Source organism: Mesorhizobium carmichaelinearum, assembly GCF_900199455.1.
Lineage (GTDB): Bacteria > Pseudomonadota > Alphaproteobacteria > Rhizobiales > Rhizobiaceae > Mesorhizobium > Mesorhizobium carmichaelinearum.
Window position 1 is genome coordinate 232,555 of the sequence record NZ_FZQR01000012.1, and the last position, 23,580, is coordinate 256,134.

Consider the following 23,580-nt stretch of genomic DNA (forward strand, 5'->3'; position numbering starts at 1 on the left):
CTGGTATTGGCTCTGGTAGCGTTCTGAAATTGCCCTGTCGCTGGAGCCCGCAGCCTTTGACCGCAGTGCCCGACATCGAGTTTCGCGGCGTCACCAAGCGCTATGGCGCGGTGACCGCGGTCAGCGGCATCGATCTCGCTATTCCACCCTCCGCTTTCGTCGCCCTGCTCGGGCCGTCCGGCTGCGGCAAGACGACGTGCCTGCGCATGATCGGCGGTTTCGAACAGCCGAGCGAAGGCCAGGTGTTCATCCGCGGCCAGGATATGGCCGGCACGCCGCCCTACCGGCGGCCGGTCAACATGGTGTTCCAGCAATACGCGCTGTTCCCGCATCTCGATGTGGAAGCCAATGTGTCCTACGGGCTGCGCCAGGCACGACCGCGCCTGTCGTCGCAGGAGATCGGCCGGCGCGCCGGCGAAGCGCTCGAAATGGTGCGGCTCGCCGGCTATGGCGGCCGCAAGATCCACGAACTGTCCGGCGGCCAGCAGCAGCGCGTCGCGCTGGCGCGTGCATTGGTCAACAAGCCGGCGGTGCTGTTGCTCGACGAGCCGCTGGCGGCGCTCGACAAGAAGCTGCGCACCGACATGCAGATCGAACTGCAGAACCTGCAGCGCGAGATCGGCATCACTTTCGTGCTGGTCACCCACGACCAGGAGGAAGCGCTATCGATGAGCGATTTCGTCTGCGTCATGAATGGCGGCCGCATCGTCCAGCTCGGCCAGCCGAGCGAAATCTATGACGAGCCGGCCGATCTGTTCGTCGCCGATTTCGTCGGCAAGACCAATCTGTTGAGCGGCACCGTCACCGGACACTCAGGCGATCTGGTCGACATTGCGCTTGCCGACGGCACCGTCATTGCGGCGCGCAAGCGCACCGCCTTGCGCCAGGGCGAGACCGTTTCGGTCAGCCTGCGCCCGGAATCGCTCAGCCTCGGCGCTCCAGCAGGCGGTCCGCTCAAGGGCATCGTGCGCAACCGCATCTTCCTGGGCTCGACCGCGGAATACGCGATCGAGGTCCAGGGCATCGGAACGCTGCTGGCCAAGGCCGATCACCTGATCGGCCAGGGCAATCTCTTCAAGCCGGGCGAACCCGTCGCCATCGGCTATGCCTCGGGAACGCCGCTGGCGTTTCCGGAGACCAAGAACAACGGGACCAACCAGAGGGTAAACCAACATGTCGAAATCATATCGTGACGGACTGCCGATAAGCCCCGAAAAATTCGTAGACCAATTGATGCGCTTGAAGCGCGGCTCGATCGGCCGCCGCGACTTCCTTGGCCTCACCGGCCTTGGTATCGCGACGGCGGTGATGGCGCGCGAGATCGGCATCATGCCGACGCCGGCCTTTGCCGCTGAAAACCTTGGCGACCGCATGTCGATCGCCACCTGGCCGAACTATCATGACCCGCAGACTTTCGAGAACTTCAAGAAGGACACCGGCGTTGCCGTCGAGGTCAATGTCTTCGGCTCCAACGAGGAGATGCTGGCCAAGCTGCAAGCCGGCGCCTCGGGCTGGAGCCTGTTCGTGCCGACCAATTATACGATCTCGACCTACAAGAAGCTCGGCATCATCGAGCCGCTCGACATGGCGAAGCTGCCGAATTTCGACGGCACGCAGGAAGATCCGCGCTTCACCTCGGAAGGCACGATCGACAAGGTGATCTACGCCGTGCCGAAGAACTGGGGCACGACGGGTTTTGCCGTCAACACCAAGAAGCTGACCAAGCCGATGACGAGCTGGAAGGAGTTTTGGGACACGGCGATGGCCGAAGGCGACGGCCGCACCATGGTGCACGACTACCAGCTGACCACGATCGGCAATGCGCTGAAATATTATGGCTACTCGTTCAACTCGCTCAAGCAGGACGAGCTCGCCAAGGCGGAGGAGCTGCTGCTCAAGGTCAAGCCGCATCTGTTCGCGGTCTCGTCGGACTATCAACCGGGCATGCGCGCCGGCGACGCGTGGATGACGATGTGCTGGACCAATGACGGCGCGCAGCTGCATCGCGACATTCCCGAGATCGCCTATGTGCTGGGCAAGGAAGGCGGCGAGATCTGGACCGATTTCTATGCCATCCCGAAGGATGCGCCCAACAAGCCCGCGGGCTATGCCTTGCTCAACTATCTGATGAACCCGCAGGTCGCGGTGAAGGAGCACCTCGCCAACGGCGCGCCCTCGACCGACGCGCGGGTCAACAAGCTGCTGCCCAAGGAAGTGCTCGACAATCCGATCCTCTATCCGGCGGCGGATCTGCTGACGCCGCTGGAATTCGGCGCCGCGGCAACGCTGACCGATCCGGGCCGCGCCGAATTGATGGCGCGCTTCAAGTCGGCCTGAAGGCTGGCCTGGCGCAGACAATGGACCGGCGGGCACGGGTCCGCCGGCATCGGGGCGGTTTTCAATGCACGGCAACAGATTTCGTCACAATTTCCTGACCGCCTTGCTGCTCGCTCCGGCAACGGCGTGGCTGGTGGTGTTCCTGGTGCTGCCGTTCATCGCCATAGCCATCTTCAGCGTCGGCGAGCGGGCGCCGGAGGGCGGCTATCAGGCCGCCTTCACCTTCGCGCAATATGCCAACCTTCCGGCACGGGCGACCGCGTTCTGGAACACGATGGTGCTGGCGCCGGTGGGCGCGCTCGCCTGTCTGCTGGTCGCCTATCCCGTCGCCTACTACCTTGCCTTGCGTGCGCCTGCGCGCTGGCGGCTGATCCTGCTGGCGCTCGTCGTCATTCCGTTCTGGACCAGCCTTTTGATGAGGACCTATGCCTGGATGTACATTCTGGGCGGGCGCGGCATCCCGGCGCTGCTCGCCTTTGTCGGCATCGAGGATGTCAGGCTGATCAACACGCCGGGCGCCGTGCTGCTCGGCATCGTCTATGGCTATCTGCCGCTGATGATCCTGCCGATCTATGTCAGCCTCGAGCGGCTCGACCGCAGGCTGCTGGAGGCCTCCGCCGATCTCGGCGCGACGCCATTATCGACCTTTGTCGGGGTGACGCTGAAACTGTCGCTGCCGGGGGTGATGACCGGCTTCTCGCTGGTCATGATCCTGCTGCTTGGCGAGTATCTGATCCCGACGCTGCTTGGCGGCGGCAAGGTGTTCTTCATCGGCAACGCGCTGGTCGATTTGTTCCTGCAGTCGCGCAACTGGCCGTTCGGATCGGCCATCGCGATCACGCTGGTGGCGGTTTCGGTGGTGGTGCTGATTGCCGCCAACCGCATTTCGACCCGGGTTTCGGGCGCCCGCCGGGTGGATTTGATCTGATGCGCGCCTTCGTCACCGCAGTCTTTGCCTTCCTCTATCTGCCGATCGCGCTGGTCGTGCTGTTTTCCTTCAATGCCGGCCGCCATGCCAGCGAGTTCACCGGCTTTTCGGTGCAGTGGTACGGCACGGCGCTGTCCAACCCGTTCCTGGTCGAGGCGCTGAAGAACAGCCTGTTCATCGCCACCACCAGTGCCTTGCTGGCGGCGGTGTGCGGCACGGCAGCGGCTCTCGGCCTGGCACGCGTCGGCGTCAGGACCCGTGCTGTCTTCGACGCGCTGCTCGGTGCTGCGATCGTCGTTCCCGGCGTCGTCATCGGCATCTCGACGCTGGTCGCGCTTGTCCAGCTGTTCGCTGTCGTCAATCCGTTCCTCGCCTCGATCTGGCCGGGCGATCAGCCGCCCAAGCTGTCGCTCGGCTATGGTTCGATCATCGCCGCGCATGGCCTGTTTTCGATGGCGTTGGTGACGATGATCGTCGGCACGCGGCTCGGCAGCCTCGACCGCAATCTGGTCGAAGCCTCGAGCGATCTCTACGCCACGCCGCTGACGACGTTCCGTTCGATCGTGCTGCCGCAGATCATGCCGGCGGTGGTTGCCGGCTTCCTGCTCGCCTTTACCTTCTCCTTCGACGATTTCATCGTCGCCTTCTTCGTCGCCGGCGCGCAGACGACGCTGCCGATCTATGTCTTCGCCTCGATCCGGCGCGGCGTGACGCCTGAAATCAACGCCATCGCGACGATCGTGCTCGTCGCCTCGGTCCTGCTCGTGGTGCTTGCCCAATGGCAGCTGCGCCAGCGCAAGCCGTCCAACTGAAAGCTGCATCATGATCCTCAAAGACCGCATCGCCGTGGTGACAGGCGCCGGCTCCGGCATCGGACGCGCCGGTGCCATGATCATGAGCCGAGAGGGCGCGGTGGTGGTCATCGCCGACAGGGATCAGGCCGCAGGCGAGGCGACAGCTGCCGACATCCGCGCCGCGGGCGGCAGGGCAGAGGCGATTGCCACCGACGTCTCCGACGACGCGGCGGTGGACGAGCTGATTACCGGCAGGCTCGGCAAATATGGTCGCATCGACATCTTGCATAATCACGCCGGCATCCAGGTCGGCGGGACGCTGACCGAGGTCGGGACCGACGGCATGGATGCTTCCTGGCGCATCAATGTGCGGGCGCAGTTCCTGGCGGCGCGGATCGTCATGCCGTCGATGATCGCGCAGGGCGGCGGTGTCATCCTCAACACGGCTTCCAATTCCGGCGTGTTCTACGACCGCGAGATGATTGCCTACGCGACATCGAAACACGCCGTGGTGGCGATGACGCGGCAGATGTCGCTCGACTATGCCCGCCACAATGTCCGCGTCAACGCGCTCTGCCCGGGCTGGGTCGACACGCCGTTCAACGAGCCGTTCATCGCCCAGATGGGCGGGCGCGAGGCGATCGAAACCTATGTCCGCACCAAGATCCCGATGGGGCGCTGGGCGAGCGCGGACGAAATCGCCGAGGCGATCCTGTTCCTGGTCTCCGACCGGTCATCCTTCATGACCGGCCAGGCGCTGGTGATCGATGGCGGCGAAAGCATCGGCTGAGCGGCATCTCGGCCTTTGTTCACACATGCTTGCGGCCGCCGGTCTCGCGGAACCAGCTGTCGGGATAGGGGTACCACCAGTCCTGGATTGCCGGTTTGTGGTCGATGATGACCATCTTGGAACGGCGAAAGGCGTCGAGCCCCTGCCGCCCGAGCTCGCGGCCAAGGCCTGACGCCTTCCAGCCGCCGAAGGGCAAGGCGTCATTGTCGATCAGCGGATTGTTGACCCAGACCATGCCGGTCTCAAGCCGTTCGGCCGCCTCATGCGCTTCGGCCAGATCCGTGGTGAACACCGAGGCGCCAAGCCCGAACGGGCTGTCATTGGCAAGCCGGATCGCCTCGTCGAAATCCTTCACCCGGCAGATGGCGGCGACCGGCCCAAAACATTCCTCGCGCACGATCGCCATGTCAGGGGTGACGCCGGTCAGGATGGTCGGTTCGTAGAACCAGCCGACATTGTGCGCGGGCGGGATCCGCCCGCCGGTGATCGTCCTGGCGCCGCAGCGAACAGCATCGTCGACCAGCCGCATCACTTTCGCACGGGCAGCCTCGCTGACCAGCGGGCCGATCTCGGTCTTGTCCATGCCGTTGCCGATGCGCAGCGCCCGTGTCCTTTCGGCGAACAACTCGACGAAGCGATCATGCACGGCATCGACGACGAAGAAGCGCTCGGCCGAAGTGCAGACCTGGCCTGTGAGGTGGAAGGCCGCGGTGACGCTGCCGGCCGCGGCGACCTCCAGCGGCGCGTGCTCGCTGATGATCAGCGGATCGCTGCCGCCGGCCTCGATAACGCACGGCTTCATGCGTTCGGCGCAAGCGACGGCCACCGCCTTGCCGGCGGCCACCGAGCCAGTGCAGGCGACGGCATGGGTGCGATCGGAAGTGATCAGCGCCTGGGCGGTCGCGGCTCCGCCGGGCAGGCACGAGACGAGCCCTTCCGGCAACGAGCGGAATACGGTCATGTAGTCCAGCGTCGACAGCGTCGTCGCCTCGGCCGGCTTGATGATGCAGGCATTCCCGGCGGCAAGCGATGCCGCGACGGTCCAGCACATCAACAGGATCGGAAAATTGTAGGGCATGATGTGGACGGAGACGCCGTAGGGTTCGTAGCGCGCATACTGGAACGAACCGGCTTGCGTCGTGCCGGCGATCTTGCCGGCATCGTCGCGCGCCATCTCGGCATAGTAGCGGAAGATCGGCGCGCAATTGGCGATCTCGCCGATGGCTTCGGGATAGGGCTTGCCCATCTCGCGCACCATCAGCTCGGCGCAGCGGGTGAAGTCGGCGGCCTCGATTGCGTTGGCGACGGCGTGCAGATGCTTTGCCCGGCTCTTGGCGTCGAGTTTTTTCCAGGTGGCCTGCGCCCTGGTTGCGGCGGTGAGCACGGCGTCGATCTCGCCATCGCTGGCCGCGGTGATGGCGCCGACGGTTTCGAGCGTCGCCGGATCGATCACCGGCTTGGTCGTGCCAGCCATCGGCCGGTAGTCCGGGTTGACGAAGAAGGTCGGCCGGTCAGGGGCGAAATCCATAGTCGTCCTTTCAGGTCCGCTCAGCGGATCATGTAGACCTTCTTGATCGTCTCATGGACGGTGCAGACGCCTTTCCAGTCCTGCGGAAAGAAAGCCGCCGTGTCCGGCTCGATCTCGATGACCTCGCCGGATTCATGGACATAGGTGCAGCGGCCTTCGAGGAAGTGGCAGAACTCGTCGCGGGTGACATGGCAGTGCCATTTGCCCGGGGTGCAGACCCACAGACCGCATTCGGAGCGGCCTTCCGGTCCCTTGTGGAGCAGCTTGCCCGAGGTGTGGGACTGGCCCTCGATCATGGTTGGGATAACGCCCCAGTCCACGAGGTCAGTAATGGCGAGCGGCGATTGCATGATGGGCGTGGTCATAACGATTTCCTTGGAGCTCAGCGGCACATGAAGGCCTTGGTCAGCGTTTGCGTGATGATGGAGATGCCGGTCCAGCCGGCGGGAAAGAACACGAGCGTTCCTGCGATGACCGGAATCTGTTCGCCGTTGTCATGGACATAGCTGCCTTGCCCCGACAGGAAGTGGCAGAACTCGTCGGCGCCGAAGGTCACCTTGCGGGTACCAGGCGTGCAGGACCACAGGCCGCATTCGCTCGATCCATCCGGGTTCTGCGACAGGATCCGGCCTGAAGCCCGCGGCGCGCCGGCAAGCGTGTTGCTGCCCGCGCCCCAATCCTCCAGTTCCATGGCCGAGGCCTGCGGCCAATGCGGTGTCGACATGTCTTGCTCCGATTCTTGCTTAAGCATGATCTCTGGACAAACGAAAACCGTTTGTCCGAGAAAACCGGGTCCCACTTTTCGGGATCATGCTTCTCAGGCCAGCATGTAGACGTTGCGCATGGTCTCATGCACCGTGCACTCGCCCGTCCAGCCGGCAGGGAACATGACCACGGTCCCGGCCGACACTTCTATCACTTCGCCGACATCCGATCGGTAGGTCGCGCGGCCGGCGACGAAATGGCACAATTCGTCGCGCGGGATCGAGAGTCGCCAGCGGCCCGGCGTGCACACCCAAATGCCGGATTCCGGCTGGTTGTTCGGACCCTTGTGTACGAGTTTGCCGGTGGAGTGCGATGCGCCTTCCAGCGAATCGGGCTGGGCGCCCCAGTCGACGAGATCGGTGCGGGTGGAGGCCTGGTGGAGGTGTGGGGCAGACGAGGTCACAGCAGCGCCTCCAACAGCCCTGCAGCCTTCTCAGGCCCATTCTGCGCGTGCATCTGCGCCGAAGTCTTCGCCAGCTTCGCGTTCATTTTGGGATCGGTGAGGCAGGTCTCGATCTTCGCGACCAGCTCGGCATCGCTCCAGTCATAGCGCGGCATGCCGAAGCCGTGGCCGGTCTCCTCGACGCGGGTGGCGTTGTCGTGGCCGTCCCAGACATAGGGCATGATGATCGCCGGCTTGCCGAAATAGAGGCACTCGGTGAACGAGTTGTTGCCACCATGGTGGATCACCGCATCGACCTGCGGGATCACCGAAGGCTGCGGGAACCAGCTCTCGACGATGACGTTGCCGGGCACGTCCGCATACTGGTCCTTGTAGCCGCCGACATTGACCAGCGCGCGGTAGCGCGTCTTGCCGATCGTGGCGATGATGCGCTTCAACAGATCGACATCGCCGGCGCCGAGGCTGCCGAAGGAGACGTAGAGCAGCGGCCCGTCATTGTTCTTGGCGAAGGTCGGTATCGTGTAGGGCTTCTCCTGCCGCACGCAGCCTTCCAGATACTGGAATTTTGCCGGATCGAGCGGATGGCGGCGCTTGAACTTCGCCGCTTCGGGGTAAAGCAGCAGATTGAGATAGGGCGACGCCTCGAAGAACTGGCCGATCGGGTAGGCCGCCTCGTTGTTGGCCTTCAGGAAGGCATTGAAGTCGTCATGGATCGGCTTGATCACCGCGTTGAAATGGTCGCGGTAACGCTGGTGGCCGGCATGGTCGTTCTCGCCGCAGCCGGAGAGATGCGGCGGGATGTCCTCGTCCTCGATCTCGTTTTCCGAGCAGGAGATGACGCGCACCCATGGCTTGCCGAACTGTTTGATGGCCGGGAACAGGATGACGTTGTCGACGCAGATCACGTCGGGCTTGATGGCGGCCAGCACGCCGGGCAGGTCCTTCTGCGCCCATTTGGCGCTGTCGACGATCGCGGTCCAGCAATCCTTGACGTAATTGTCGACTTGGTCATAGGGCGATTTGCGGAAATTCGGGATGTGGCCGTTGATGAAATCCTCCCAGAATTTCGCCATCTGCTCGGGCGGCATCGGTTCGGACAGGTTCACCGGATGCGCCTCGAAGCCGTAGCCCCTATAAACCTCGACGAAGCCGGGATCGGACAGGAACACGGCCTTGTGGCCACGCGCCTCGACGGCTTGCGCGATGCCCACGGAATTGAGCGCCGGGCCGTAGGCGGCTTCCGGGAAAAAGGCGATCGTCTTCTGCGCCATCAAGCTTCTCCTATTCTGCGAAAATTCTGACATCGGCGGCATCCCAGCCGAGTTCGACCTGGTCGCCGGATTCGACAGGCCTGCGGTCGGCGGCATCGGCAGTGATGCGCACCAGGAACGGTTTTGGCGATAGCGGCGTGCGGATATGCAGCTGCAGGTCGAGGCCGTGATAGGCCAGCACCTCGACCGTGCCGGTTGTTCGGTTGGCGGTCAGAGTCTCTGGGAACAATCGGATGCGCTCGGGCCGCACCGAGGCAACCGCCGATGCGCCTGGTGTGAGCGCTGCAGGGACCTTGCCGGCAATGCGCGTGCCATTCGCCGCTACCACGCCATCGGGAGACGCCTTGCCCGTTATAAAATTCATCACGCCGATGAAGTCGGCGACGAAACGGTCGGCCGGATGCTCGTAGACCGCGTGTGGCGTGTCGCATTGCAGCAGCTTGCCGTCCTTCAACACCGCCATGCGGTCGGCCATGACAAGCGATTCCTCCTGGTCGTGGGTGACGATGACGAAGGTGATGCCGACCTCGTGCTGCAGGCGCTTCAATTCCAGCTGCATGGCGCCGCGCAGCTTCTTGTCGAGCGCGCCGAGCGGTTCGTCGAGCAACAGCAGCCGGGGCCGCTTGACCAGCGCGCGGGCGAGCGCAACGCGCTGCTTCTGGCCGCCCGACAATTGCTCCGGTTTGCGGTCGGCGAAGGGGACAAGCTCAGTGGTCGCCAGGATGGCATCGACGCGGGAGCGGATTTCCTTAGCCGGCAAGCGCTCCATCTCCAGCCCGTAGGAGACATTGGCGCGCACGCTCATATGCGGGAACAGCGCGTAGGACTGGAACATCAGATTGACCGGCCGCTTGTTGGGCGGGGTCCTGGCGATGTCCTTGCCATCGAGCAGGATGCGACCGTCGCTCGGCGTCTCGAAACCGGCCAGCATGCGCAAGAGCGTGGTCTTGCCGCAGCCCGAGGGGCCAAGCAGCGCGAAGAACTCGTTCTCGCGGATATCGAGCGAGATGCCGTCGACGGCGGTGACGCGGCCGAAATTCTTCGACACATGATCGATGGCCAGCAGCGTGCGCGGTTCGCTCATTGGCCGATCATTCCCCGGTTAAGCCGCTGCGACAGGGTCAGCGCGGTGATCGAGACCGCCATGACGATGGTCGCCAGCGCGTTGATCTCCGGCGTGATGCCGAAGCGGATCATGGCGTAGATCTGCATCGGCAGCGTGGTCGAGGCGCGACCGGCGCCAGCGGTGAAGAAGGCGATGATGAACTCGTCGACCGACAGCGTGAAGGCAAGCAGCGCGCCGGCGATCACCGCCGGCGCGATGACCGGCAAGGTCACGCGCCGGAAGGTGGTGAGCGCGGAGGCGCCGAGATCGGCGGAGGCCTCGACGATCGACCAGTCGAAGCTCTTCAGCCGGGCACGCACCACCGAGCAGACAAAGGCGAGGTTGAAGACGACATGGGCGAGGATGATGGTGTGCAGCCCCATGGTCAAATTGAGCATGGAGAAGAACGACAGCAGCGCGATCGCCAGCACGATGTCGGGGATGATCATCGGCGCGAAGATCAGTGCTTCCAGACCCCTGCCATATTGCCGGCGCATCTCGACGCCGATCGCCAGCAGCGTGCCGAGCAAGGTTGCGATGGCCGTGGAGACCAGCGCCACGATCAGCGTGTTGAGCGCGGCGGACAGGATCGCCGAATTGTGGGCGAGTGAGGCGTACCATTTCAGCGAAAAGCCCGACCATGCCGTGGGCAGTCCGCCTTCATTGAAGGACAGCGCCACCAGTACGGCGATCGGGATGTACAGGAAGGCGAAGACGAGGATGAGGATGGTCCGCATGCCAAGGGTGCGGGTGAAGGATTGGGTCATGGCTGACCTCCGGAACAGTGTCCTTCTCCCCGGTTACGGGGGTGAGGCGTGGTCCGCGTAGCGGACGAAAAGCCAATTGCTTGGCTTTTCGAATAACGAACGCCCGGAGCGATAGCGGAGGGCCGGGATGCCGGCAGGCAGATGAGGGGCAGCGCTGCGCTTCGCAAAGGTTGGCGCCGCCCCTCATCCGCCCCTTCGGGGCACCTTCTCCCCGTAAACGGGGAGAAGGCAAAGCGCGCGCCCTCAACCATTCGCGCCATCCCTTGTTTCAGCCGTCTGCCCCGAGGCGCGATTGGCGGCCATCGCCTGCGCCATCAGCACCAGCAGCATGATGGCGATCAGTGCCATCGCCAAGGCGGCACCGAACGGCCAGTCATTTGCGGTCAGGAACTGGTCGTAGACCAGATTGCCGATCATCTGGAAGCGGCCGCCGCCGAGCAGCGCCGGGGTGACGAAATTGCCGATCGACAGCACGAAGACGAAGACCGCGCCGGCGGCGATGCCGGGCACGGTCAGGGGCAGGATGACACGGCGAAAGGTGGTGGCGGCCGAGGCACCGAGATCGCGTGAGGCTTCGGCAAGCTCCGAGTTGAGCCGCGACAAGGGCGCATAGCAGGCGAGGATGACGAAGGGCAGATAGTTGTAGACGAGGCCGGCGATGACCGCGCCTTCGGTGTAGAGCATCGACGGCGGTTCGCCGGTATAGCCGAACCAGCGCAGGAGCTGGGTGATCAGGCCTTCGCGGTTGAGCAGCACGATCCAGGCATAGGTGCGGATCAGGTAGTTGGACCAGAATGGCAGCACGGCGAAGAACAGGAACACAGGCTGCCAGCGGCGCGGGGCGGCTGCGATGGCGTAGGCGGCGCCATAGCCGATCACCACCGCGATCAGAGTGGCGGTGCCGGCGATGCGCGCCGATTTGAGGAAGATGCCGGCATAGAGCGGGTCGAAGACCAGCCCGAAATTCTCCAGCGTGAAGGTGTAGTCGATGCCGCCATAGATGCCGCGCCGGAAGAAGGCGAGCGCCAGCACCAGCGCACACGGCACCACCATCAGCGCGGCCAGCCAGACCAGCGCCGGGGCCATCAGGAGGGAAGAGCGGGATGGTCGCGTCAAGTGGCACCCCTGCCGATTATCTCAACTGCATCGAAATGGTGTCTCGGCAGCTGCCCCCTCACCCGGATTGCCAACCGAATTGCGAAGGGCAATTCGGGGCAATCCGACCTCTCCCCGAGGGGAGAGGAGGTCGCTAGCGTTGACGCCAGTCTCTTCTCCCCCACGGGGAGAAGGTGGCCGCGAAGCGGCCGGATGAGGGGGCGCTGCGCCGACGATTGGCGAAAAGCCGCAAGCCGGCGTATCTCCCCCGCTAAAGGGGAGATGGCCGGCAGGCCAGAGAGGGGCACGAAGGAATGCAAGCTTGCTTCCAGTAATCGAAGTGGCAGGCCGCTTACTGCGCGGCCTTGATCTCGCTGACGATCTTGGAATAGTCGCGCTGGGCCTCGCCGACATCACGCAGCTGCTCGAACTTGACGAGATCGGCCACCGGCATCGCCATGTTGGGGAATTTGGCCAGGAAATCGGCCGGTAGGCTTTCCATCGCCGGCTTGTTCGGCACCTTGTAGTCGATGTTCTGCGCCGCCCAGGCGTGGTTCTTGGCGTCGAGCATGAAGTTGATGAACTTGAAGGCGTCGTCCTTGTGCTCGGATGCCTTCATCACCACCATCGTGTCGACCCAGAGGTCCGAACCTTCCTTCGGAATGACGTATTTGATCTCCGGCTTTTCAGCGATGCCGTAATTGCACCAGCCGTCCCAGGCCTGCACCATCAGCGCCTCGCCGGACACCAGCTTGGAATAGAAGGTGGTGTCGTCATAGGCGAGCAGGGTCTTCTTGGCCGAAATCAGCAGGTCCTTGACCTCGGCCATCTTGGCCGGATCGGTTTCGTTGACGGAAAAGCCCTTGTCGAGCTGGCCGGCCGCCAGCAGCCAGCGGTCGGTTGCCAGCATGGTGGTCTTGCCCTTCAGCGCGTCGGAAGGGGCGAGCAGGTCGCTCCAGCTCGTCGGCGCCGTCTTGACCAGGTCCGAGCGGTAGCAGAGGCCGGTCGTGCCCCATGTGTAGGGTACGGAGAAAGTGTTGCCGACATCGTGCGGCAGCTTGGTCGCTTCGGGATAGAGGTTGGCGAGGTTGGGGACCTTGGCGTGGTCGATCGGCTCGGTCAGGCCGAGCTTGTTCAGCACTTCGGCGAAGGGCGAGGAGACGAAGACCACGTCATAGCCCTTGCCGCCGGCGGCAATCAGCTTGCCCATGATCTCTTCATTGGTGGCGTGCACCACCACTTCGCCGGAGACGCCGGTCGCAGTCTTGAAGGCGGTCATGGCGTCGGGTGCCATGTAGCCGTCCCAGTTGGAGATGACGAGGTCGGCGGCCATTGCCGGCGCAGACAGCGCCAGGGCAAGGCCGACAGCGATTGAAGAGACCTTGAGCGCACGGCGCCGCGGGCTGGTAGCGGTCATGGCAGACTCCCATTCCGGTTGATCGTCAAATTCTGTGCTGGACCGGGCGCGACCCATGCCGCTGCCTTCGGTCCTGTTCCCTCGGTCTTTTTCTCGCCGATTGCCCTGACAGTACTATTGCAGAAAAAAGTACGTCAATCCATAATTTGCCAACCGACCAAGGATTCTGGCCGATTGCGTCCGCGAGGCCGATCGGTCAAAGCATATCGACCCCACGTCCGCCCACCGAGACCAGTCATGCAAGCCGCAGCCCGACGACCTCGCACCAACCATCTCGACCTGGCGCAGCGCATTCTGGATGTGGCGCGGCAGCGCGGCTTCGAGCCCGGCGCGCGCCTGCCCGAACAGCAGATCGCCTCGCTGTGCAATGTCTCGCGCACGCCGGTGCGGGCGGCGCTCAGCCTGCTGGCGGAGCGGGGCGTCGTGCGCTGGCAGGCCGATACCGGCTATCATCTGGCTGTGGACCTTACCGCGCAGTCGGCCATATCAGCCGAATTGCCTGCCGCGGAGGAAGACGAGCTCGCCGAAGCAATCCTGCGCGACCGGTCGGCGCGGCGATTGGACCAGACAGTGACCGCCGCGGGGTTGATGCGGCGGTACAGTGCCGAGAGAAAGACGGTACTAAAAGCGCTTAATAAACTGACGGAAGAGAATCTACTGGATCGCGCGCCCGGCCAGTCCTGGCTGTTCCGCCGCGCGCCCGACGATCCAGAGGCACAAGGCGAAAGCTACGAGTTCCGCTTGCTGCTGGAGCCGGCGGCGATCCTGACGCCGGGCTTCCGGCTGGACGGTGCACGGGCGGCGGCCTTGCGTCAGGGCATGGACGCCTTGTCGGCGCTGCCGGACGCCGCCTTCGACACGCGCGAATTCCAGCGGCTGGACATGGATTTCCACGGCATGATCGCCGAGGGCTGCGCCAACCGCTTCGTCGCCGACGCGCTGGCCGATCATCTCCGTCTGCGCCGGCTGCCGGGCATCTATGCTGGCGTCAACGTCTTCCGGCTGCGGCAATCCTTGCTGGAACACCTGAACATACTCGACCATCTCGAAAGCCGGCAGTATGAGGTGGCTGCCGATCTGCTTCGCATCCACCTGCGGCTTTCCCGCAACCAGCGACCGCAAGCGGCCAGCCGCGGGGCGCCCGCCCTGTTCGGCATGATCAGCCGGCCGGAATGAAGAGGATTAATTGACGCGCAAAGCCAGCCCGACCATCGCGCTGTTTCCCGAAGCAAGCTTCGGTGCCGCGTTGAATTGCGTCGGCATCGCGCAGGCATTGCGTGCCAAGGGCGCCCGGCCCGTCTTCATCTGCCATGCCGGGTTTTCCGGCGTCTTTGCCGACTATGGTTTCCAGGAATACCAGCTGCCGACCGATGAGCCGCTCAGCGACAGTGAGCGCCAGAGCTACTGGCAGGCTTTCGTGCGCCGGCATTTGCCGCATTTCCGGCTGAGCCCGATCGATCAGCTCGAAACCTATGTCGCGCCGACCTGGCAAGCGATCGTCGACACGGCGGTCAATGCCGAGGCGCCGCTGCGGCAATTGCTGGCGCGGCTGAAGCCGGACGCGGTGGTGCTCGACAATGTCATCATGTTCCCGGCAATCGCCGCCGCCGGCTGTCCCTGGGTGCGCGTCGTCTCCTGCGCCGAGACCGAGCTGCCCGACGCAGAAGTGCCGCCCTATCTTTCAGGGATGGGGGCCGATGACCCGCAACGCGCGGCATTCGAGGCCCGTTATCTCTCGGCCTCTGCCCCGGCGCATGACCGCTTCAACCGCTTTCGCGTCGATGCCGGCCTGGCGCCATTGCCGAAAGGCCTGTTCCTCGAAAGCTCGCCCGATCTCAATCTGCTGTTGACGCCGACGATCGTGCGGCGCGAACGGGCCGAGCCGCTTGATCCCCAGCGCTTCGTCTATCTCGAAGGCTGCGTGCGCTCGGAAGGGCCGTTCGAGGTGCCGGTGTTTCCGCGCAACAAGGGACCGCTGGTCTATGTCGCCTTCGGCAGTCTCGGGGCCATGGATGTCGGGTTGATCGAGCGCATGCTTGCCGTGTTCGACCGGCTGCCGGCGCGTTTCATCGTCAATGTCGGCGGCCTGCGCGACGCCTATCGCGCGGTGCCCGACAATGTCTATCTCGACGCCTGGTTTCCGCAGCCCTCGGTGGTGGCGAAGTCGGACCTGTTCATCCATCACGGCGGCAACAACAGTTTTTGCGAGGCGCTGCGCTTCGGCGTGCCGTCGCTGATCATGCCCTATTGCTGGGACGGACACGACAATGCGCGCCGCGCCGAAGAGACCGGCACCGGCGACCATATCGGCCGTGACGGCTGGACCGAAGGAGTATTGGAGAGAGCCATTCTCGGCCTGCTGGCCGACGACGCCATGCGCGCCCGCCTGAGGGACAATGCAGCCCGGATGGCGCTGCAACCCGGAACGGACGTGGCCGCGCAAGCCATACTCTCTCTCATACGGACTTGAACGACATGCCTGACAAGATAACGAATACCGTCACAGCCTCCAACGATCCCAAGGCCTGGCTGGCACAGCACGGCATCAACGAGGTCGAATGCCTGGTGCCAGACATGAACGGCGTGCTGCGCGGCAAGGCGCTGCCGACGGCCAAATTCCTCAAGGCGCTGGAAGACCGCGCGCTCTATCTGCCGAGCAGTGCTTTCCTGGTCAGCATCGACGGCCGCTATTCCGGCTCGATCGACGAGGGTTTTGCCTATTCGGACCCGGACATGCGCATGGTGCCTGACGTTTCGACGCTGTGCCTGGCGCCGGGTGCCGGGGCGGGGAAGGCCTATGTCCTTGCCGACGCCTTCCACATGGACGGCAGGCCATGGATGGCCTCGCCACGCCATGTGCTGCGGGCCGTGCTCGATCTCTACCGCCAGCGCGGCTGGCGCGCGGTGGTGGCGCCGGAGCTCGAATTCTATCTCACCGCGCCCAACCCCGATCCGGACAGGCCGCTGACCGCGCCGGTCGGCGCCAATGGCCGCACTGAAACCGTGCAGCATCCCTATGACATGGTGGCACTGGAAGAATTCGAGCCGGTGATCCGCCGCGTCTATGATTATGCCGCGGCCGCCGGACTGCCGCTCGACACGCTGATCCATGAATCGGGCACGGCGCAGCTGGAGATCAATCTCCTGCATGGCGACGCGCTGCCGCTGGCCGACCAGGTGCTTTTGTTCAAGCGGCTGACGCGCCAGGCGGCGCAGCAATGCGGCATGCACGCCACTTTCATGGCCAAGCCGATCGCCGCCCAGGCGGGAAGCTCGATGCATCTGCACATGTCTGTCATCGACGAGGCGGGCAACGCGCTGTTTGCCACCGCAGGCGATGCCGACACCGAGATGTTCGGCCATTTCATCGGCGGCCTGCAGAAATATGTGCCGGAGATCATGCCGCTGTTTGCGCCCAACGTGAATTCGTTCCGCCGCATAAGGCCCAACCACAGCGCGCCGGCCAACATCGAGTGGTCGCACGACAACCGCTCCTGCGGCCTGCGCGTGCCGGCCGGAGGCCGCGCGGCGCGGCGGGTGGAGAACCGGCTGCCGGGCGCCGATTCCAATCCCTATCTGGCAATCGCCGGTTCGTTGCTTGCCGGCTATCTCGGCGTCGAGCAGAAACTGGCGCGCTCGGCCGAGGCTTCAGGCAACGCCTACAAGATCAAGAGCACGCTGCCGAAAACCATGGAAGAGGCGCTCGACCGCTTCACGGCTTGCGAGCCGGTGCGCAAGCTGCTCGGCGAGGATTTCTTCCAGACCTATCTGCGCGTCAAGAGCGTCGAACTCGACCTGTTCCAGAGCGTGGTGACGAGCTGGGAACGCGATCATCTGCTGCTGAAGGTGTGATCATGGCATCTTCAACAGGTTTCAATTCCGGTCTCGATATCGGCAAATCCTACTATGTCGCCACCGCCAATCCGGCGCCGGACCATCCGGCGCTTGTCGGCGAAGTCGACGCCGACCTGGTCGTCGTCGGCGGCGGCTGCACCGGCCTGTCGGCCGCCCTTCACGCCGCCGAGCGCGGCCTGAAGGTGGTGCTGCTCGAAGGCGGCAAGATCGGCTGGGGCGCATCGGGCCGCAATGGCGGCCAGATGATCCCCGGCCTGCGCAAGGGCGCCAAGGGCCTGGTCAAACTTTACGGGCCTGAACGCGCCAAGGTGCTGTTCGACCTGGCCTTCGAAGGACGCGGCCTGGTGCTCGACATCATCGAGCGCCACGCCATCGATTGCGATCTGCGGCTCACCGGCCATCTGGTCGGCGCGGTCAACGGCTCCGATCTCGGGGATTTGGAGGACGAAGCAAAGTGCCTCGAGAACGTGATGAAGTTCCGCGATGTCGAGATCCTTTCGGCGGCGGACGCCCGCGCCAAGGTCGACACATCATATCACGGTGCGATGTATGAGCCGCTTGGCGGCCACATGCATCCGCTGAACTACACGCTCGGTCTTGCCCGCGCGGCAGTTGCGGCCGGCGTCGTCATCCACGAGAATTCGGTGGCGGTGAAGCTGGAGCGCGAGCCTTCGATCCGGGTCTCGACGTCAAAGGGGTCGGTGCGCGCCAAACATGTCGTGCTGGCGGGCGATGCGCTGCTGCATGGGCTGGAGCCGCGCGTCAACAGCCGCATCATGCCGGTCGGCAACTACATCGTCGCCACCGAGCCGCTGGAGGGCAAGCGCAACGTCATCCCGGCCAATGTCGCGGTGTCGGACACGCGCTTCGTCGTCAACTATTACCGCATGTCAGCGGACGGACGGCTGCTGTTCGGCGGCGGCGAACGCTACACGCCGTCACCGCCGGCCGACATTGCCGGTTTCGTGCGGCCACACATGGAAGCGACGTTTCCGCAGCTCAAGGGCTGCCGCATCGACCATGCCTGGGGCGGGCTGGTCTCGGTGACGACATCCAGGCTGCCGCATGTCGGGCACTACGGCGAGGTCTATTTCGCGCATGGCTATTCCGGCAAGGGCGTCATCCTGTCGACGCTGTCGGGCAAGCTGCTTGCCGAAGCGATCACCGGCGATGCTTCGCGGCTCGATCTGTTCTCGACGCTGACCCCGCTGCCATTCCCCGGCGGTACGGCGCTGCGCGGGCCGCTCTATGTGCTGGGCATGCTTTGGTACGCGATGCGGGATCGGATCAAGCATTGAGGGTTGGCGCGGGGCGCCGAGGCGCAAGCGCCGGCGTTCTGTCACGCCCCCCTCTGTCCTGCCGGACATCTCCCCCACGAGGGGGGAGATTGACAGCTTCATCGCTTCACTCACTCTTTCGACGATGGAGATTGGCGAAAGCCGGCGTGACGTCCGATCTCCCCCCTCGTGGGGGAGATGCCCGGCAGGGCAGAGGGGGGCGCTGTCCCGCCGACGTTGAAGGTTGGATGAAGTCTCTTAGACGACGAAGAAATCCTCAATGCGGTGCCTGGCCTCAAGCAGCGCCGGCAGAATCGCCTTTTCCATCTCCGCGACCGAAAATCGCGCCGACTGGGTCGAGACATTGATCGCCGCGACCGTGCTGCCAGCGCGGTCGCGGATCGGCACGGCGATGGAGCGCAGGCCGAGCTCCAGTTCCTCGTCGACGATCACAAAGCCGTTCGCCTTCGCCTTGCCGATGGCCTCTGCCAGCAGCCTTGTGTCGGTGATCGTCTTCGGCGTCCGTTTCTCGATGGTCGCTTGGTGCAGAAATTTGTCGAGGTCCGCTGGCGTCAGGCCGGCGAGCAGCATGCGCCCCATCGAGGTGCAATAGGCGGGCAGCCTGGTGCCGATGTCGAGCGACACGCTGAGGATGCGGCGGCCGGGAATGCGGGCGACATAGACGACATCCTGGCCCGACAGGATCGCCGCCGAACAGGCCTCGTTCAACTGCGTTGCCACAGCACGCATGATCGGCGCGGCGAAGCTCCAGAGCGAGCCGCCGCCGAGCCAGGTGCGGGCAACGGTCAACAAGCGCGGCGACAGCGAGAACACACGGCCGTCCTGGGTGGCATAGCCGGTGGCGACAAGCGTCAGCAGGAAGCGGCGGGCGCCGGCACGGGTCAGGCCGGCCTCCTCGGCCATTTCGGTCAGCGTCATGCCGGAGGGGTGGCGTGCCAGGATCTCCATCACGGCAAGGCCGCGCTCCAGCGAGCCGACATGGTCACGGGAAGCAGCCTCTTCGTCCATCTCACCTCCGCCAAACGGCATCGTCGCCAGGATTGACTCCGCGCCATAGGGTAGCTTAGAAAGTATCCTATGTAAAACAAATGTTCGCAATACGAACTTTTTGAATCCGGAGCCCGATCGATGGTCAAGTTCCTGCCGCTCAAACAGGCCGTGGCCGAGAATTTGAACGATGGCGACTCCGTCGCCTTCGAAGGCTTCACCCATCTGATCCCGACAGCCGCCGCGCATGAGGCGATCCGCCAGGGCTTCCGCGACCTGACCCTGATCCGCATGACGCCGGACCTGATCTACGACCAGATGATCGGCATGGGCATGGCGAAGAAGATCATCTTCTCCTATGTCGGCAATCCGGGCGTCGGCCTGCTGCGGCGCGCCCGCGATGCCATCGAGAACGGTTTCCCCCGGTCGATCGAGGTCGAGGAGCACAGCCATGCCGGCATGGCCAATGCCTATGAGGCGGGCGCTGCCGGTCTGCCTTGCGCTGTGTTTCGCGGCTATCGCGGCGCCGGCCTGGCCACGGTCAATCCCAACATCAAGTCGGTCACCTGTCCGTTCACTGGTGAGGTGCTGGCGGCCGTGCCGTCGATCCGGCCCGATGTCACCTTCATCCACGCGCAGAAGGCCGACAAAAAAGGCAATGTGCTGGTCGAGGGCATCATCGGCATCCAGAAGGAAGCCGTACTGGCGGCCAAGCGCGCCGTGGTGACGGTGGAGGAAGTCGTCGACAATTTCGACGATTTGCACCCCAATCTGACCGTGCTGCCGCGCTGGACGATTGCGGCGATATCGGTCGTGCCCGGCGGTTCGCATCCGTCCTACGCTCACGGCTATTATGCGCGCGACAACGCCGCCTATCTCGAATGGGACGAGATCGCTGCCGACCGCGGGAAATTCCAGGCCTGGATGCAAGCGAACGTCATTGAGAAGAACGCCGATGACTTCGCGGCCCGGGTCGACCATCTGAGGAAAGCGGCATGAGCGAGTTCGGCTTCACCCCTAACGAGATGATGACGATCGCCGCCAGCCGTGCGCTGCGGAATGACGATGTCTGCTTCGTCGGTATCGGCGCGCCGTCGGCCGCCTGCAATGTGGCGCGGCTGACGCATGCGCCTGATATCACGCTGATCTATGAGAGCGGAACGATCGGCACGGCACCTGATGTGCTGCCGCTGTCGATCGGCGATGGCGAATTGTGCGAGACCGCCGTCACCACCGTCGCGGTGCCGGAAATGTTCCGCTACTGGCTGCAGGGCGGCCGCATTTCCATCGGTTTCCTCGGCGCCGCACAGCTCGACAAGTTCGGCAATATCAACACCACGGTCATCGGCGATTATCTCCATCCCAAGACCAGGCTGCCCGGCGGTGGCGGCGCGCCGGAGATCGCGACCTCGTCGAAGGAGATCTACATCACCATGGCGCAGACCAAGCGCGGCATGGTCGAGACAATCGACTTCTTCACCTCCTTCGGCCATGGCGAGGGCGGCGATCACCGCAAGCGGCTTGGGATAGACACTGCCGGGCCGACGCTGCTGATCACCGATCTCGCCATCTGGAAGCCGGATCCGGTGACCAAGGAATTCACCGTCGTGTCGCTGCATCCCGGCGTCACGCGCCAGCAGGTGCAGGAGAGCTGTGGCTGGGTGGTCAAGTTCGCCGAGGCGCTTGACGAAACACCGGCGCCAAGCGAACTCGAACTCAATACATTGCGCGACCTGCAGGCCCGCACCAAGGCGGCGCATGAGGGAACCGGAAAAGCAAAGGCTGCATGACATGGCCGAGGCCTATATTTGCGACTATATCCGCACGCCGATCGGCCGCTTCGGCGGCTCGTTGTCTTCGGTGCGATCGGACGATCTCGGCGCCATCCCGCTGAAGGCGCTGGTCGAGCGCAATGCCGGCATCGACTGGCAGGCCGTGGACGACGTCGTCTATGGCTGCGCCAACCAGGCCGGCGAGGACAACCGCAATGTGGCGCGCATGGCGCTGCTCTTGGCCGGCCTGCCCAAGGAAATCCCGGGTTCGACCGTCAATCGCCTGTGCGGCTCCGGCATGGATGCGCTGACCATCGCCGCGCGTGCCATCAAGGCGGGCGAGGCGGAGCTGATGATCGCCGGCGGCGTCGAATCCATGAGCCGGGCGCCCTTCGTCATGCCAAAGGCCGATACGGCGTTTTCGCGCAATGCCGAGATTTACGACACCACGATCGGCTGGCGCTTCGTCAACCCGCTGATGAAGAAGCAATATGGCGTCGATTCGATGCCTGAAACCGGTGAGAACGTCGCCGAGGATTTTGCTGTCTCGCGCGCGGATCAGGACGCCTTTGCGGTGCGCAGCCAGGACAAAGCGGTCGCGGCACAAGCCAACGGCCGGCTGGCCAAGGAAATCACAGAGGTGACGATCCCGCAGCGCAAGGGCGATGCGGTTGTTGTCAGCAAGGATGAACATCCCCGCGCGGGCACCACGGTCGAGGCGCTGGCCAAATTGCCGACACCGTTCCGGCAGGGCGGCACGGTGACCGCCGGCAACGCCTCCGGCGTCAATGACGGGGCGGCGGCACTGATCGTTGCCTCGGAGGCGGCGGTGAAGAAATACGGCCTGACGCCGATCGCCCGCATCCTCGGTGGCGCTGCCGCCGGCGTCGCGCCGCGCATCATGGGCATCGGCCCGGCGCCGGCGACGCAGAAACTCTGCGCGCGGCTTGGCCTGACGCCGCAACAGTTCGATGTCATCGAGCTCAACGAAGCCTTTGCCTCGCAAGGCATCGCCGTGCTGCGCCAGCTAGGCATCGCCGAGGACGCCGAGCACGTCAACCCGAATGGCGGCGCTATCGCGCTCGGCCATCCCCTGGGCATGTCGGGCGCCCGCATCTCCGGCACGGCGGCGCTGGAGCTGCGCGAACGCGGCGGCCGCTATGCGCTGGCCACCATGTGCATCGGCGTCGGCCAGGGCATCGCCATCGCGCTCGAACGGGCCTGAGCCATCGCTCTCCTGGCTGGCCAGTAGAGCTGGGATGATCGGGCCTGCCAAATTTGACCATGTGGACAAAAGTCCGCACCCGTTCCATAGTTCCCCGTCTGACATTTCTAGGAACAGCCGGCTCGACACGGCTGTCGAACAGAGGGGAATGCAATGGAAAACCGGAAGAACAAATTCCAGATAAAACGCGAAGGGATTTCACGTCGCAACGTGCTGGAGCTGAGCGCGCTTGGCTTGGCAGCCGCGCTGCTGCCGGGCGCCGCCTTCGCCAAGGACAAGAAGCTGAAAGTGGCGGCGATCTTTGCCACGCCGATCGAGGAGCCGTGGGACAACCAGATCCATGTCGCCCTGCAGAAGGCGGAAAAGGAACTCGGCATCGAATACAAATGGTCGGAGAAGGTGCAGACCGCCGATTTCAGCCGTGTCATGCGAGAATATGCGCAAGGCGGCTACCAACTGGTGCTGGGCGACGCCTTCGCCGCCGAGCGTGAATCGCGCCGCACCGCCAAGCAGTTTCCGAAGACCGCCTTCCTGTTCGGTTCCGGTGCCGGCCCGGCTGAACCCAATTTCGGCGTCTTCGACAACTGGATCCACGAGCCGGCCTATCTCTCGGGCATGATCGCCGGCAAGATGTCGAAGTCGGGCACGGTCGGTGCGGTCGCGGCGATGGGCATTCCGGAAGTGAACCGGCTGGTCAACGCCTTCTTTGCCGGCGCCAAGGAGGTCAATCCGAACGTCAAGAAGAAGGTCGCCTTCATCGGCTCCTTCTTCGATCCGCCCAAGGCCAAGGAAGCGGCGGTGGCGCAGATCGATGCCGGTGTCGACGTCATCTATGCCGAGCGCTTCGGCGTCATAGAGGCGGCGGTCGAGAAGAAGATCCTCGCCATCTCCAACATGTCGGACCAGTCGAGCCTCGGCCCCGACACGGTCATCACCGGCCCGGTGTGGGACATGTACCCGACGGTCGAGCAGGCGATCAAACTGGTCAAGGCCGGCGTCTACACGGCGCAGGACTATGGCGATTTCTCGCGCATGGCCAAGGGTGGCTCCTATCTCGCCCCCTACCACAAGTTCGACAAGACGCTGCCGGCCGAGGTCAAGGATCTGGTCGAGAAGAAGAAGGCCGAGATCCTGGAAGGCAATTTCCGCGTCGACGTGGATGAGAACACGCCGGTTTCGGATTGAGTTCTTTACCCTCCCCCTTGTGGGGAGGGTCGATCCGCGAAGCGGATCGGGGTGGGGG

General features: G+C 64.2%; 23 protein-coding genes. 13 read left to right on the forward strand and 10 right to left on the reverse strand.

Annotation, left to right across the window (positions count from 1 at the left end):
- The first annotated feature begins 56 nt into the window (after positions 1–56).
- The 5 genes from CKW40_RS26475 to CKW40_RS26495 all read left to right on the forward strand — a co-directional run bounded on the left by CKW40_RS26475 (position 57) and on the right by CKW40_RS26495 (position 4,849).
- A complete protein-coding gene (locus CKW40_RS26475) occupies positions 57–1,193 on the forward strand; it encodes an ABC transporter ATP-binding protein (protein ID WP_095202767.1) in 1,137 nt (378 codons plus the stop codon).
- Positions 1,174–2,337, forward strand: a complete 1,164-nt coding sequence (locus CKW40_RS26480) for an ABC transporter substrate-binding protein (RefSeq protein WP_095202768.1) — start codon at positions 1,174–1,176, stop codon at positions 2,335–2,337. Before CKW40_RS26475 ends, CKW40_RS26480 begins: the two co-directional genes overlap by 20 nt.
- Before the next feature lie 64 nt (positions 2,338–2,401).
- The gene (locus CKW40_RS26485) at positions 2,402–3,265 is read left to right on the forward strand and encodes an ABC transporter permease (protein ID WP_095202769.1); all 864 of its coding nucleotides are present in this window, start codon (positions 2,402–2,404) and stop codon (positions 3,263–3,265) included.
- Entirely contained in the window at positions 3,265–4,077 is an 813-nt protein-coding gene (locus tag CKW40_RS26490) for an ABC transporter permease (protein ID WP_095202770.1), read from the forward strand. Before CKW40_RS26485 ends, CKW40_RS26490 begins: the two co-directional genes overlap by 1 nt.
- Positions 4,078–4,087: 10 nt before the next feature.
- Complete coding sequence (locus tag CKW40_RS26495) at positions 4,088–4,849, forward strand: SDR family NAD(P)-dependent oxidoreductase (protein WP_095202771.1); 762 nt, start codon at positions 4,088–4,090, stop codon at positions 4,847–4,849.
- Positions 4,850–4,868: 19 nt separating this feature from the next.
- Here the strand turns inward: CKW40_RS26495 and CKW40_RS26500 are convergent, their stop codons facing one another.
- The 9 genes from CKW40_RS26500 to CKW40_RS26545 form a co-directional block, all read right to left on the reverse strand.
- Positions 4,869–6,377, reverse strand: a complete 1,509-nt coding sequence (locus CKW40_RS26500) for an aldehyde dehydrogenase family protein (RefSeq protein ID WP_095202772.1) — start codon at positions 6,375–6,377, stop codon at positions 4,869–4,871.
- A gap of 20 nt (positions 6,378–6,397) precedes the next feature.
- Entirely contained in the window at positions 6,398–6,742 is a 345-nt protein-coding gene (locus CKW40_RS26505) for a cupin domain-containing protein (RefSeq protein ID WP_095202811.1), read from the reverse strand.
- Between the two features lie 17 nt (positions 6,743–6,759).
- Positions 6,760–7,101, reverse strand: coding sequence for a cupin domain-containing protein (locus CKW40_RS26510; RefSeq protein ID WP_095202812.1), 342 nt, complete (start codon positions 7,099–7,101; stop codon positions 6,760–6,762).
- A 93-nt stretch (positions 7,102–7,194) separates the two neighbouring features.
- A complete protein-coding gene (locus CKW40_RS26515; protein ID WP_095202773.1) occupies positions 7,195–7,545 on the reverse strand; it encodes a cupin domain-containing protein in 351 nt (116 codons plus the stop codon).
- Entirely contained in the window at positions 7,542–8,816 is a 1,275-nt protein-coding gene (locus CKW40_RS26520; protein ID WP_095202774.1) for a glycosyltransferase, read from the reverse strand. The genes CKW40_RS26515 and CKW40_RS26520 overlap by 4 nt, the downstream gene beginning before the upstream one ends.
- A gap of 10 nt (positions 8,817–8,826) precedes the next feature.
- Positions 8,827–9,900 carry an ABC transporter ATP-binding protein gene (locus CKW40_RS26525; protein WP_095202775.1) on the reverse strand — a complete coding sequence of 358 codons (1,074 nt, stop codon included), beginning with the start codon at positions 9,898–9,900 and terminating at the stop codon, positions 8,827–8,829.
- A complete protein-coding gene (locus tag CKW40_RS26530; protein ID WP_095202776.1) occupies positions 9,897–10,688 on the reverse strand; it encodes an ABC transporter permease in 792 nt (263 codons plus the stop codon). Before CKW40_RS26530 ends, CKW40_RS26525 begins: the two co-directional genes overlap by 4 nt.
- Before the next feature lie 243 nt (positions 10,689–10,931).
- Complete coding sequence (locus CKW40_RS26540) at positions 10,932–11,774, reverse strand: ABC transporter permease (protein WP_095202778.1); 843 nt, start codon at positions 11,772–11,774, stop codon at positions 10,932–10,934.
- A gap of 361 nt (positions 11,775–12,135) precedes the next feature.
- Positions 12,136–13,200: a polyamine ABC transporter substrate-binding protein gene (locus tag CKW40_RS26545; RefSeq protein WP_095202779.1), complete on the reverse strand. Its 1,065-nt coding sequence runs from the start codon at positions 13,198–13,200 to the stop codon at positions 12,136–12,138.
- Between the two features lie 237 nt (positions 13,201–13,437).
- Between CKW40_RS26545 and CKW40_RS26550 the strand changes: the two genes are divergently transcribed.
- Genes CKW40_RS26550 through CKW40_RS26565 form a run of 4 tightly spaced genes read left to right on the forward strand, consistent with a single transcriptional unit; the run spans position 13,438 to position 18,353 of the window.
- Entirely contained in the window at positions 13,438–14,376 is a 939-nt protein-coding gene (locus CKW40_RS26550; RefSeq protein WP_095202780.1) for a GntR family transcriptional regulator, read from the forward strand.
- Between the two features lie 10 nt (positions 14,377–14,386).
- Entirely contained in the window at positions 14,387–15,670 is a 1,284-nt protein-coding gene (locus CKW40_RS26555; RefSeq protein WP_095202781.1) for a nucleotide disphospho-sugar-binding domain-containing protein, read from the forward strand.
- Between the two features lie 5 nt (positions 15,671–15,675).
- Positions 15,676–17,052, forward strand: a complete 1,377-nt coding sequence (locus CKW40_RS26560) for a glutamine synthetase family protein (RefSeq protein ID WP_095202813.1) — start codon at positions 15,676–15,678, stop codon at positions 17,050–17,052.
- Positions 17,053–17,054: 2 nt separating this feature from the next.
- Positions 17,055–18,353 carry an NAD(P)/FAD-dependent oxidoreductase gene (locus tag CKW40_RS26565; protein ID WP_179298115.1) on the forward strand — a complete coding sequence of 433 codons (1,299 nt, stop codon included), beginning with the start codon at positions 17,055–17,057 and terminating at the stop codon, positions 18,351–18,353.
- Between the two features lie 237 nt (positions 18,354–18,590).
- On the opposite strand, the gene CKW40_RS26575 is transcribed toward CKW40_RS26565, so the two are convergent.
- Positions 18,591–19,361 carry an IclR family transcriptional regulator domain-containing protein gene (locus CKW40_RS26575; RefSeq protein WP_095202782.1) on the reverse strand — a complete coding sequence of 257 codons (771 nt, stop codon included), beginning with the start codon at positions 19,359–19,361 and terminating at the stop codon, positions 18,591–18,593.
- A gap of 120 nt (positions 19,362–19,481) precedes the next feature.
- On the opposite strand from CKW40_RS26575, the gene CKW40_RS26580 reads away from it, so the two are divergent.
- From CKW40_RS26580 to CKW40_RS26595, 4 genes are all read left to right on the forward strand, one after another.
- Positions 19,482–20,339 carry a CoA transferase subunit A gene (locus CKW40_RS26580; protein ID WP_095202783.1) on the forward strand — a complete coding sequence of 286 codons (858 nt, stop codon included), beginning with the start codon at positions 19,482–19,484 and terminating at the stop codon, positions 20,337–20,339.
- The gene (locus tag CKW40_RS26585) at positions 20,336–21,130 is read left to right on the forward strand and encodes a CoA-transferase subunit beta (RefSeq protein WP_095202784.1); all 795 of its coding nucleotides are present in this window, start codon (positions 20,336–20,338) and stop codon (positions 21,128–21,130) included. The genes CKW40_RS26580 and CKW40_RS26585 overlap by 4 nt, the downstream gene beginning before the upstream one ends.
- A 1-nt stretch (position 21,131) precedes the next feature.
- Positions 21,132–22,337, forward strand: a complete 1,206-nt coding sequence (gene pcaF, locus CKW40_RS26590) for a 3-oxoadipyl-CoA thiolase (protein ID WP_095202815.1) — start codon at positions 21,132–21,134, stop codon at positions 22,335–22,337.
- A 153-nt stretch (positions 22,338–22,490) separates the two neighbouring features.
- Positions 22,491–23,522: a BMP family protein gene (locus CKW40_RS26595; RefSeq protein ID WP_095202785.1), complete on the forward strand. Its 1,032-nt coding sequence runs from the start codon at positions 22,491–22,493 to the stop codon at positions 23,520–23,522.
- Positions 23,523–23,580: the final 58 nt, after the last annotated feature.

Coding starts and splice junctions, on each gene's coding strand:
- CKW40_RS26480 (WP_095202768.1), top strand. CDS start 1,174: ATGTCGAAATCATATCGTGACGGACTGCCGATAAGCCCCGAAAAATTC.
- CKW40_RS26485 (WP_095202769.1), top strand. CDS start 2,402: ATGCACGGCAACAGATTTCGTCACAATTTCCTGACCGCCTTGCTGCTC.
- CKW40_RS26490 (WP_095202770.1), top strand. CDS start 3,265: ATGCGCGCCTTCGTCACCGCAGTCTTTGCCTTCCTCTATCTGCCGATC.
- CKW40_RS26495 (WP_095202771.1), top strand. CDS start 4,088: ATGATCCTCAAAGACCGCATCGCCGTGGTGACAGGCGCCGGCTCCGGC.
- CKW40_RS26500 (WP_095202772.1), bottom strand. CDS start 6,377: ATGGATTTCGCCCCTGACCGGCCGACCTTCTTCGTCAACCCGGACTAC.
- CKW40_RS26505 (WP_095202811.1), bottom strand. CDS start 6,742: ATGACCACGCCCATCATGCAATCGCCGCTCGCCATTACTGACCTCGTG.
- CKW40_RS26510 (WP_095202812.1), bottom strand. CDS start 7,101: ATGTCGACACCGCATTGGCCGCAGGCCTCGGCCATGGAACTGGAGGAT.
- CKW40_RS26520 (WP_095202774.1), bottom strand. CDS start 8,816: ATGGCGCAGAAGACGATCGCCTTTTTCCCGGAAGCCGCCTACGGCCCG.
- CKW40_RS26525 (WP_095202775.1), bottom strand. CDS start 9,900: ATGAGCGAACCGCGCACGCTGCTGGCCATCGATCATGTGTCGAAGAAT.
- CKW40_RS26530 (WP_095202776.1), bottom strand. CDS start 10,688: ATGACCCAATCCTTCACCCGCACCCTTGGCATGCGGACCATCCTCATC.
- CKW40_RS26540 (WP_095202778.1), bottom strand. CDS start 11,774: ATGGCCCCGGCGCTGGTCTGGCTGGCCGCGCTGATGGTGGTGCCGTGT.
- CKW40_RS26545 (WP_095202779.1), bottom strand. CDS start 13,200: ATGACCGCTACCAGCCCGCGGCGCCGTGCGCTCAAGGTCTCTTCAATC.
- CKW40_RS26550 (WP_095202780.1), top strand. CDS start 13,438: ATGCAAGCCGCAGCCCGACGACCTCGCACCAACCATCTCGACCTGGCG.
- CKW40_RS26560 (WP_095202813.1), top strand. CDS start 15,676: ATGCCTGACAAGATAACGAATACCGTCACAGCCTCCAACGATCCCAAG.
- CKW40_RS26565 (WP_179298115.1), top strand. CDS start 17,055: ATGGCATCTTCAACAGGTTTCAATTCCGGTCTCGATATCGGCAAATCC.
- CKW40_RS26575 (WP_095202782.1), bottom strand. CDS start 19,361: ATGGACGAAGAGGCTGCTTCCCGTGACCATGTCGGCTCGCTGGAGCGC.
- CKW40_RS26580 (WP_095202783.1), top strand. CDS start 19,482: ATGGTCAAGTTCCTGCCGCTCAAACAGGCCGTGGCCGAGAATTTGAAC.
- CKW40_RS26585 (WP_095202784.1), top strand. CDS start 20,336: ATGAGCGAGTTCGGCTTCACCCCTAACGAGATGATGACGATCGCCGCC.
- pcaF (WP_095202815.1), top strand. CDS start 21,132: ATGGCCGAGGCCTATATTTGCGACTATATCCGCACGCCGATCGGCCGC.
- CKW40_RS26595 (WP_095202785.1), top strand. CDS start 22,491: ATGGAAAACCGGAAGAACAAATTCCAGATAAAACGCGAAGGGATTTCA.